Source organism: Amycolatopsis rifamycinica (assembly GCF_000695625.1).
GTDB lineage: Bacteria > Actinomycetota > Actinomycetes > Mycobacteriales > Pseudonocardiaceae > Amycolatopsis > Amycolatopsis rifamycinica.
In genome coordinates, this window is sequence record NZ_JMQI01000007.1 from 1 (window position 1) to 889 (window position 889).

Consider the following 889-nt stretch of genomic DNA (forward strand, 5'->3'; position numbering starts at 1 on the left):
GGGTGAACTGTGGTTAAGGAACTCGGCAAAATGCCCCCGTAACTTCGGGAGAAGGGGGGCCAAACATCCTGAAGCCCTTCGCGGGCTAGGGGTGGGTGGCCGCAGAGACCAGCGGAAAGCGACTGTTTACTAAAAACACAGGTCCATGCGAAGTCGCAAGACGATGTATATGGACTGACGCCTGCCCGGTGCTGGAACGTTAAGAGGACCGGTTAACTCCCTTTGGGGGGTGAAGCTGAGAATTTAAGCGCCAGTAAACGGCGGTGGTAACTATAACCATCCTAAGGTAGCGAAATTCCTTGTCGGGTAAGTTCCGACCTGCACGAATGGCGTAACGACTTTCCGGCTGTCTCAACCACAGGCCCGGCGAAATTGCACTACGAGTAAAGATGCTCGTTACGCGCGGCAGGACGGAAAGACCCCGGGACCTTTACTATAGTTTGGTATTGGTTTTCGGTTCGGCTTGTGTAGGATAGGTGGGAGACTGTGAAGCTGCAACGCTAGTTGTGGTGGAGTCGTTGTTGAAATACCACTCTGGTCGAATTGGGAATCTGAACCTCGGGCCATGATCTGGTTCAGGGACAGTGCCTGATGGGTAGTTTAACTGGGGCGGTTGCCTCCTAAAGAGTAACGGAGGCGCCCAAAGGTTCCCTCAGCCTGGTTGGCAATCAGGTGTTGAGTGCAAGTGCACAAGGGAGCTTGACTGTGAGACAGACATGTCGAGCAGGGACGAAAGTCGGGACTAGTGATCCGGCACCTCCTGGTGGAAGGGGTGTCGCTCAACGGATAAAAGGTACCCCGGGGATAACAGGCTGATCTTGCCCAAGAGTCCATATCGACGGCATGGTTTGGCACCTCGATGTCGGCTCGTCGCATCCTGGGGCCGGAG

Annotated in this window: 1 rRNA gene; it reads left to right on the forward strand. The window is 55.0% G+C overall.

From position 1 onward, the window contains the following. Nucleotides 1–889: ribosomal RNA gene (locus DV20_RS03930) — 23S ribosomal RNA — on the forward strand; the annotation flags it as partial.